Source organism: Nocardia neocaledoniensis (assembly GCF_029868625.1).
Classification (GTDB): Bacteria; Actinomycetota; Actinomycetes; order Mycobacteriales; family Mycobacteriaceae; genus Nocardia; species Nocardia neocaledoniensis_A.
In genome coordinates this window covers 90,131-98,136 of sequence record NZ_JARWOJ010000232.1, presented here as the reverse complement: position 1 = coordinate 98,136, position 8,006 = coordinate 90,131, and the positions used below count along the sequence as shown (strand labels likewise).

Annotated in this window: 7 protein-coding genes; 2 read left to right on the top strand and 5 right to left on the bottom strand. The window is 70.7% G+C overall.

Annotated elements, in window-relative coordinates:
- Positions 1-63: 63 nt before the first annotated feature.
- The 4 genes from QH270_RS17845 to QH270_RS17830 all read right to left on the bottom strand — a co-directional run bounded on the left by QH270_RS17845 (position 64) and on the right by QH270_RS17830 (position 4,190).
- On the bottom strand, positions 64-1,341 hold the full coding sequence (locus QH270_RS17845; protein WP_280343649.1) for a hypothetical protein: 1,278 nt from the start codon (positions 1,339-1,341) through the stop codon (positions 64-66).
- Positions 1,342-1,365: 24 nt separating this feature from the next.
- Positions 1,366-2,994: an FAD-dependent monooxygenase gene (locus tag QH270_RS17840; protein WP_280343656.1), complete on the bottom strand. Its 1,629-nt coding sequence runs from the start codon at positions 2,992-2,994 to the stop codon at positions 1,366-1,368.
- Between the two features lie 20 nt (positions 2,995-3,014).
- Complete coding sequence (locus QH270_RS17835; RefSeq protein WP_280343646.1) at positions 3,015-3,530, bottom strand: VOC family protein; 516 nt, start codon at positions 3,528-3,530, stop codon at positions 3,015-3,017.
- A 90-nt stretch (positions 3,531-3,620) separates the two neighbouring features.
- Positions 3,621-4,190, bottom strand: coding sequence for a TetR/AcrR family transcriptional regulator (locus QH270_RS17830; RefSeq protein WP_280343642.1), 570 nt, complete (start codon positions 4,188-4,190; stop codon positions 3,621-3,623).
- 102 nt (positions 4,191-4,292) lie between these two features.
- Here QH270_RS17830 and QH270_RS17825 point away from each other — a divergent pair, with 102 nt between their 5' ends.
- Positions 4,293-5,162, top strand: coding sequence for a fumarylacetoacetate hydrolase family protein (locus tag QH270_RS17825; protein WP_280343639.1), 870 nt, complete (start codon positions 4,293-4,295; stop codon positions 5,160-5,162).
- Complete coding sequence (locus QH270_RS17820; protein ID WP_280343636.1) at positions 5,159-7,045, top strand: acyl-CoA synthetase; 1,887 nt, start codon at positions 5,159-5,161, stop codon at positions 7,043-7,045. Before QH270_RS17825 ends, QH270_RS17820 begins: the two co-directional genes overlap by 4 nt.
- On the opposite strand, the gene QH270_RS17815 is transcribed toward QH270_RS17820, so the two are convergent.
- Positions 7,042-7,911: a helix-turn-helix transcriptional regulator gene (locus QH270_RS17815; protein ID WP_280343633.1), complete on the bottom strand. Its 870-nt coding sequence runs from the start codon at positions 7,909-7,911 to the stop codon at positions 7,042-7,044. The genes QH270_RS17820 and QH270_RS17815 overlap by 4 nt on opposite strands.
- Positions 7,912-8,006: the final 95 nt, after the last annotated feature.

The window sequence follows — 8,006 nt, the reverse complement described above, 5'->3', positions numbered from 1 at the left end:
CGCCGGGGTGTTTGTTTGGTTGTTTGTGGGGGGCGCCCCCTTTCATTAGTTGGGGGGGTGGCTCTACTCCGGGGGGGGGGGGGGGGCCCCCCCCCCCCCCCCCCCCCGCCACCGCGCCACCGACGGAAAACCGCCGAGCTGGGTCAGCCGGCCCGCGAGCTTCGCGGCGATCACGTCGGGGTCGAGTTCGCCGTCGACCGGCAGGAAGGCGCCGCCCCCTGGCAGCCGCTTGCCGGTGATCACGGGCGCGTCCGGCTGACCGTAGAGCACGTCCTTGATCGCGATCTCGAGGAACGGCCGCTTCTCCTCGACCACGATGATCTCGTCCAGCCCCTCGGCGAAGCGCCGGACGACGGTCGGTTCCAGCGGGTGGATCATCCCCAGCTTCAACAGGCGGACACCGCGGCCCGCCAGTTCGGCGTCGTCGAGCCCGAGGCCGCGCAGCGCCTGGCGCACGTCGAGGAAGGTCTTGCCCGCCGCGACGATCCCCAACCGGTCACCCACGCCGCTGTGGGTGATCCGGTTGAGGTCGTTCGTCACGGCGTAGCGCCGCGCGATCTCGAGGCGCGCGCCTTCGCGGCTGCGTTCGAGCACGCCGAGCGTCGGCTGCAGCACGTGCGCGGTCACCTCGTGGCGGTAGACCGTCCCGTCGACGGTTCGGTCGGGTTCGACGGGACGGACGCGGTCGGGGTCCAGATCCACCGTGCCCGATCCGTCGGCCACATTCGTCGCGATCTTCATGGCGACCCACAGCCCGCAGGCCCGCGACATCGCCACTCCGTGGAGCCCGAAATCCAGGGCCTCCTGGGGATCGGCCGGGTACAGCGTGGGCAGGCCGAGATCGGCGAGCAGCGCCTCGGACGCCCCGGGCACGGTCGACGACTTCGCCGCGGGGTCGTCGCCCACGAGGGCGAGCACGCCGCCATCGGGGTGGGTGCCCATCATGTTGGCGTGCCGGATGGCGTCGGACGCGCGGTCGAGTCCGGGCGACTTGCCGTACCAGAGGGCCATGACGCCGTCGACGCGCTTGTCGTCCTGCGCCGACGCCAGCTGGGTGCCCTGCACAGCGGTCGCGGCCAGCTCCTCGTTGACGCCGGGCCGGAAGACGATGTCGTGCTCGTCGAGCAGCGCGGCGTTGCGGGCCAGTTCGGTGTCGTAGCCGGCCAGAGGCGAGCCCTCGTATCCGGAGACGAATGCGGCGGTGCGTCTACCCGCGCGCAGGTCGGCGCGCCGCAATTCCAAGGGCAGCCGCGCGAGCGCCTGGATACCGGTGAGATGGACGGCGCCCGTCAGTCGGGTGTATCGGTCCGACAGGGCTACCGGCGCTGGATGTTCGGTCACATCGATGGCTTTCTACGAAGTCGGTCAGGACACGGATTCACGGACACCGCGGGCCCGGCGCAGGGCGAGGGCCAGATCGGCGACCGGCGTTTCGGACGCGTGGTCGGTCAGCCAGGCGATGTGCCCGTCCGGGCGTACCAGGACGGCGCCCGCGGAACCGATACCGAGCCTGCCGGGGTCGAGTTCGAGATCCCGGCCGACGACGAAGGCGCGGACCGGCACCGGCCCCGCCGCCTCGACCGCCGCTGTCGCCCAGGGCGATCCGGCCGCGCCGGCGATCACGGTGAACCACGGGCCGAGCAGGTCGAGGGTGGAGATCGTCGTCTGTTCGCGCACGGCCCACACGTGGGGCAGCCGGGCGCCGATGATCGCGGAGCCGATCGGATCTACGGCGATCTCGTCCTCGCCGTAGACGTAGGCCAGTTCCTGGTCGAGGTCGTCGAAGTGCGCGCGGTGCTGGGGGATCGCGGCCGCCAGCCGGTCGCGTTCCCGCTGTGCCACGGCTGGATCCGGGCTGTCGAGCCGCTGGGCGATCTCGACGGTCAGCGGACCCACTCCGGCATCGACCATGCGCAGGGCATTGGCGACACTGTGTTCGGTGTTGCTCACCGCGACCGCGCGCCGCTCGCTCTCGTAGCTGTCGAGCAGGGAGTCCGGCGCCCAGCCTGCGAGGACGGCGGCGAGCTTCCAAGCCAGGTTGTCGGCGTCGGCGAGGCCGGTGTTCATGCCGAGCCCCCCGGTCGGTGGGAATTGATGGGCGCTGTCGCCGGCCAGCAGGACCCGCCCGGCCCGATAGGTCGCCGCAGTGCGGGCCGCCATCGTCCAGGTCCCCACCGAGCGGATGTCGACGGCGAGATCGGAGCTGCCGACCGCGGTGCGCACCAGCTCGACACAGCGGTCGGCGGTGTAGTCCGTCAGCGATTCCCTGGCGGGGTCGAACGGCCGGTTCAGGGTCCAGCGATGGTCGCCGTCCATCCCGATGAGCACGCCCGGCGACCGCGCGTTGATCAGCCAGATCAGCAGTGCGGGATCGTCGTCGGTCCAGGGCGAGAGGTCCGCGTGGAAATAGATGTTGAGCTGCCTGCCCAGCTCGGGCAGGCCCGCCATCCCGATGCCGAGCTCGTCACGCAGGGTGCCCGCGGCGCCGTCCGACGCCACGACGTAGTCGGCGTGCACGATGCGGTGCCCGTCCGCGGACTCCAGCTCGACCACGACCTCGTCCCCGACGTCGGTGACCGCGCGGACCTCGGTCTCGAAGGCCAGGGTCGCCATCCCCTGAGCGCGCAGTGCGTCGAGCAGTCGCTGCTGCACGCGATCCTGCGCGCACGAGGTGATCATCTCGGGAGACGCGTCGCTGCGGCGCAGGATGCGATCCCGGCCGCCGTCGGCGAGATCGATCCGGCCGAGCACGGAGCCGGCCAGGGTCTGCTTCCAGACGATATTGAGCATCCACTCCGGCGTCACCGCGTCGGCTGTGACGGCGTCGGCGATGCCCCAGGAACGCAGCAGCTCCATCGATCGCGTGTTCACCACGTGCGCGCGCGGGTGCGGGTTGACGCCGCCGAACCGTTCACACACGAGGCTCGGAACTCCGTGTCGCCCGAGGACATACGCTGTCGCCAGGCCAACGGGGCCGGCGCCCACGATGAGCACCGGTGTCCGGTCGGGCGCGCTCACGGCCGCCGCACCAGGTCGGCGAACGGCTCACCGGCGGCGAAGCGGGCGACCAGATCGTCGGGGTCGAACTCGACGCCGATGGGGTTGGCCGCGAAGGCGCCGGAAGCGAAGAAGTCGTCCAGTTCCGCATCGGTGGCGAAATTGTCGATCTGCAATTCGATGTGATTGCCGTCGGGGTCCTCGTAGTACATCGAGGTGGTCGGACCGTGGTTGATGGTCCAGAACGGCTGTATGCCGGCCGGCTTCAGCCGCTCGTAGGTGGCCAGCAGGTCACCGAGCGAGTCGTAGGTGAAGGCCACGTGGTGCAGCCCGGAGTGCGCGTCGGTGGGGCGCTGAGAGGCGCCGGTCGCCAGGAAGGCGACGCGGTGGTGCTCCTCGTCGTAGGTCACGAACGCCAGCAGGTCGGTGCCGAAGACCAGGCGGCCTTCCAGGACCTGCGTGTACCAGTCGACCATCTCCGATAGCCGACCGGTCCGCAGGACGACGTGCGCGAGTTTTGCCGGTGATGCCATGAGCGGACTCTCCTTTGAGCCGGGAACATCTCTTGAATGCGATACAAGAGAAGCTAGGCGCGCTCATGAATGAAAGTCAAGAGACCGCGGTCAACTCGGGCTGACGGCCGCGGCGGCGAGGGCGCTGATCAGCAGCTCGATCAGCTCGTCGGTCGGCCGATCCAGGCGGCGGACGCTGACCAGAAGTCCTTCGAACAGCACATGGGCGAGGTCGGTGATAGAGGCCAGGTCGGCGCTGTCGCCCACGCGCCGCGAGACCGCCGCGAACAGGCGCTGCTCGAGCCAGTCCTGCATCTGTTCGTAGACCGCGCGCAAGGAGGCCGTCTCCGCCATCCGTTCGTAGGCGACGCGATGGAGGGCGCGATAGGGCTCCATGCGCAGCAGCAGCGCGACGAGTTCGGCGCGCGGATCGCCGGCCGTGGTCGCGTCGGCCTCGACCTGTGCGCGCTCGGTCTCGAAGATGGCGGCGATCACGGCGGCGAAGAGGTCGTCCTTGGTGGGGAAGTACCAGTGCACCGCCGCCGGGGCGATACCGGCCGCCCGGCCGACCGCCGCCACGCTGGTGCCGCGATAGCCGTTGTCGATGAAGAGTTCGCGCGCCTGCGCGACCAGTTCGGCCTGGCGTTCGGCCTTGGGGATCTCCTGGCGATTCTTGGGCATGTGGCTACCCTATGCCCGCTCTTGACTGGCGACCAAGACTGCTCTTAACTGGCAATCAAGAGAAACGGGCCGGTGGGTAGCCGGCGAACGAGGAGGTTCGACATGCGTCTCTACGCCACCGACAGCGGGCTTGCCAGGGAAGATCGCCCCGGCGTGCTCGCCGTGCTCGATCTGCCCTACCCGGACGTGGGCGCGCTGCTGCGCGGACCGGGGATCGAGGTTGCCAGGACCGCGCGCGTGCTGCGGGAACTGCCGCTCGATCCGGCGACGCTGCGCTCCCCGGTGTCACGACCGGGCAAGGTGCTGATCGTCGGGTTGAACTACGGCAGCCACGCGGCGGAGGCGCTGGAGATGTTCGCCGCGCTGGGCAAAGCGGACATGACCCTGCCGAGCGAACCGAACCTGCAGGTGTGCGCCGGGTCGGCGGTGACCGGACCGGTCGCGTCGATCGTGCTGCCCGAGGTGGCGGCCGACCAGGTCGACTATGAGGGGGAGGTCGCCGTCGTCATCGGGACGTCGGCGAGTGCCGCGCCCGTCGACGAGGCATGGGGACATGTGGCCGGGCTGACCGTCGTCAACGATGTGTCCGCCCGCGACATCCAACTCCGCGCGATGACCGGGGACCCGACCGCCTCCATCGGTGTCGCCAAGAGCTTCGACACCTTCAAACCGCTCGGGCCCTGTCTGGTCACCGCCGACGAGTTCACCGCCGCCCCCGATCTCGCGCTACGCACCCGGGTGAACGGTGAAGTGCGCCAAGATGATCGGACGAGCGGATTCCTGCACTCCATTCCGGAGCTGATCGCGTATCTGTCCCGCTATCAAACCCTCGAACCCGGTGACGTGATCTGCACCGGCACGCCGCGCGGCGCCGGGGTGTTCGCCGAGCGCTACCTGCGCCCGGGTGATGTGGTCGAGGTCGAGGTCGAGCGGATCGGTGTGCTCACCAACCGCGTGGTGGTCGACGCGTGAGCGCCGCAGCCGTCCCCGGAATCGCCACCGCCGTCGCCGAACTCGCCCGGCTCGAGTCGGTGCCGCTGGCCGCGCGCGCTCTCCCGAACAGCACCTACGACCTGCTCGCGCGCTCCGCGAAGCGTGTCGGCGAGCGACCCGCGCTGCGTCTACTGCCGGGCGGGCAGCGGTGGGATCGGCCCGAGACGTGGTCGTACACCGAACTGTTCGGCCGCGTGACCCGCGCCGCGAACCTGTACGCGGCGCTCGGTCTCGAGCCGGGCGGCGTGGTCGGCCTGCTCCTGCCCAATACCGGCTCGACCTACGCGGCCCTGTTCGGCGCCCAGGCGATCGGGATCGCCAACCCGGTCAACCCGATGCTGGCCACCGAGCACATCATCGACATCTTCCGGCTCACCGAGGCGCGGGTGATCCTGGCTCCCGCACCGGAACTCGACGCCAGGACGTGGCGCACCGCGTGCGAGGTCGTGGCCGCGCTGCCCGGGCAGCGGGTGCTCATCTCGGTCGGCGGCGCCGTGCCCGATCCGCCGCCGGAATGGGTGGGCGATTTCGACGACCTCTGCGCGCGGCAACCGGCCGAGCTGACGTTCGACCGGATGCCGGGGCCGTCGGACATCGCGGCGTACTTCCACACCGGCGGGACGACCGGCACTCCGAAGGTCGCGCCGCACACCCACGCGAACCAGGTCTACCTCGCCTGGGCGCTGGCCCGGCACGGCGTCTTCGCCGAGGACGCGGTGGCGCTCGCCGGATTGCCGCTGTTCCATGTCAACGCGGTGCTTGTCACCGCGCTCGCCCCGTTCTTCGCGGGGCGGACCGTCGTGTCGCTCGGCCCGCTCGGTTACCGGGACCGCGCGGCGATGGCCGACTTCTGGCGGATCGTGGAGCGCTATCGGGTGAGCGTGTTCTCCGGGGTGCCCACCGTGTTCGCCGGTCTGCCGCCGGTGCCGGGCGACGTGGACATCTCCAGCCTTCGGGCCGGAATCGTCGGCGCGGCACCACTTCCCAGCCGCGTCAGGACGACGTTCGAAGCCATGACCGGGGTGCCGTTGCTGGAGGGGTACGGGCTCACCGAAGCCACCTGTGTCAGCGTCCTCGCGCCGATGACCGGCAGCGAGCCGGGCACGGTGGGCCTGCGACTGCCCTACCAGCGGATCAAAGCGGTGCGCGTCGACGACGACGGGCTGCCCATCGGCGACCGCGACCCCGGCGAGGCGGGCGTGCTGGCCATCCAGGGGCCCAGTGTGTTCCCCGGGTATCTGCGCGCCGGTCGGGCGGGCGTGGCGCCGGACCCCACCGGTGTGGTGGTCGACGGCTGGCTGCTCACCGGTGATCTGGGCCGCGTCGACGCCACCGGACTGGTCACGCTGTCGGGACGGGCGCGCGACGTCATCATCCGCGGCGGGCACAACATCGACCCGAGACCGGTCGAGGAATCGCTGCTCGCGCATCCGGATATCGAAGCCGCCGCGGTGGTCGCGCGTCCGGACAGACACGCGGGCGAGGTCCCGGCGGCTTATGTCGTGCTGCGTCCCGGCGCCGGCGCCGAACCGGCGCAGCTGCTGTCCTGGGCCGCCGAAAACGCACCCGAACCGGCCGCCGCCCCGAAGTTCGTCCACCTCATCCCGGAGATCCCCGTCACCGCCGTGGGCAAGGTGCACAAGGTGCCGTTGATCCACGACGCGGTTCGGCGGGTGGTGACGCGGGTGATCGAGGACACCGGGCTTACGGGCACGGTCGAGGTCACGGCGCGCGACGGTCGCGCGCACGCGGTGATCCGGTTGCGGCCCAGCGCTTCCCCCGCGGATGCGGACGAACTGATCGGGCGGTTGAACGCCTACGCCCTCTCCCACTCCGTCGAACGGGACTCGGCTGAGCGCTAGGGCGAGGAAACCGGTGTCGACGGGGTGTCGGAGCCGGTGAGCAGGCGCAGGGCGTCGGCGGAGGACGCGTCGCGCGGGGTGTAGACCTCGAGGCGGTGGTCGGGGCTGTCGGGTTGCAACCACACCTGGTAGTCGACGTCGACGCGGCCGACGGTGGGATGGCGCAGGTCCATCGGGCCGACGGTGCAGTCGGCGACGTCGCCGGTCGCCCACAGGGTGGCGAATTCGCTACTGCGCATGGCCAATTCGCCGATCAGTTCGGCCAGGTGCGCGTCGTTCGGGTAGCGGCCCGCGGTGAGGCGCAGGTAGGCGACGTGGATGCGGGCCAGCTCGGTCCAGTTGCGGTACAGGTCGCGGGTGAGCGGGTCGAGGAAGAACAGGCGCGGGATCGACGGCCTGTGCGCGGGATCCGCCGGCGCCGTGAAGTCGAGATGTTCGGCGACCAGGGCGTGGCCAGGCCGGTTCCAGGCGAGGACGTCACCGCGGCGGCCCAGCACGACGGCGGGCATGGTCTCGCCGAGCGAGGCGAGCAGGGCGATCACCCGCGGATGCGGTTGTTCGGGGTCGTCCCGGACCAGCCGCGCCACGGCGCTGCGGCCCGCGAGATTGCGCAGATGCGTTGTCTCGGCGGGATCGAGCTGCAGCACGCGGGCGAGGGCGTCGATGACCTGCGGCGATGCCGTGCCCGCCTGGTCCTGTTCGAGGCGGGTGTAGTACCCGGGACTCACCCCGGCGAGCTGGGCGAGTTCTTCCCGGCGTAGGCCGGGCACGCGGCGGGTGACCCCGAAGGTCTTCAGACCGATCCGTTCGGGGGTGATCCGATCGCGCCGGTTCTTGAGGAACGTGCCGAGGGTCTCCAACTCCATGCCCTCGATCGTAGGGACCGGCCGCGCGGCCGGGGTATCCCTGTGAGGTATACCCACGACAGGTGTCTGGTTGCCCCTGGCGTGCCGTTCCAGGG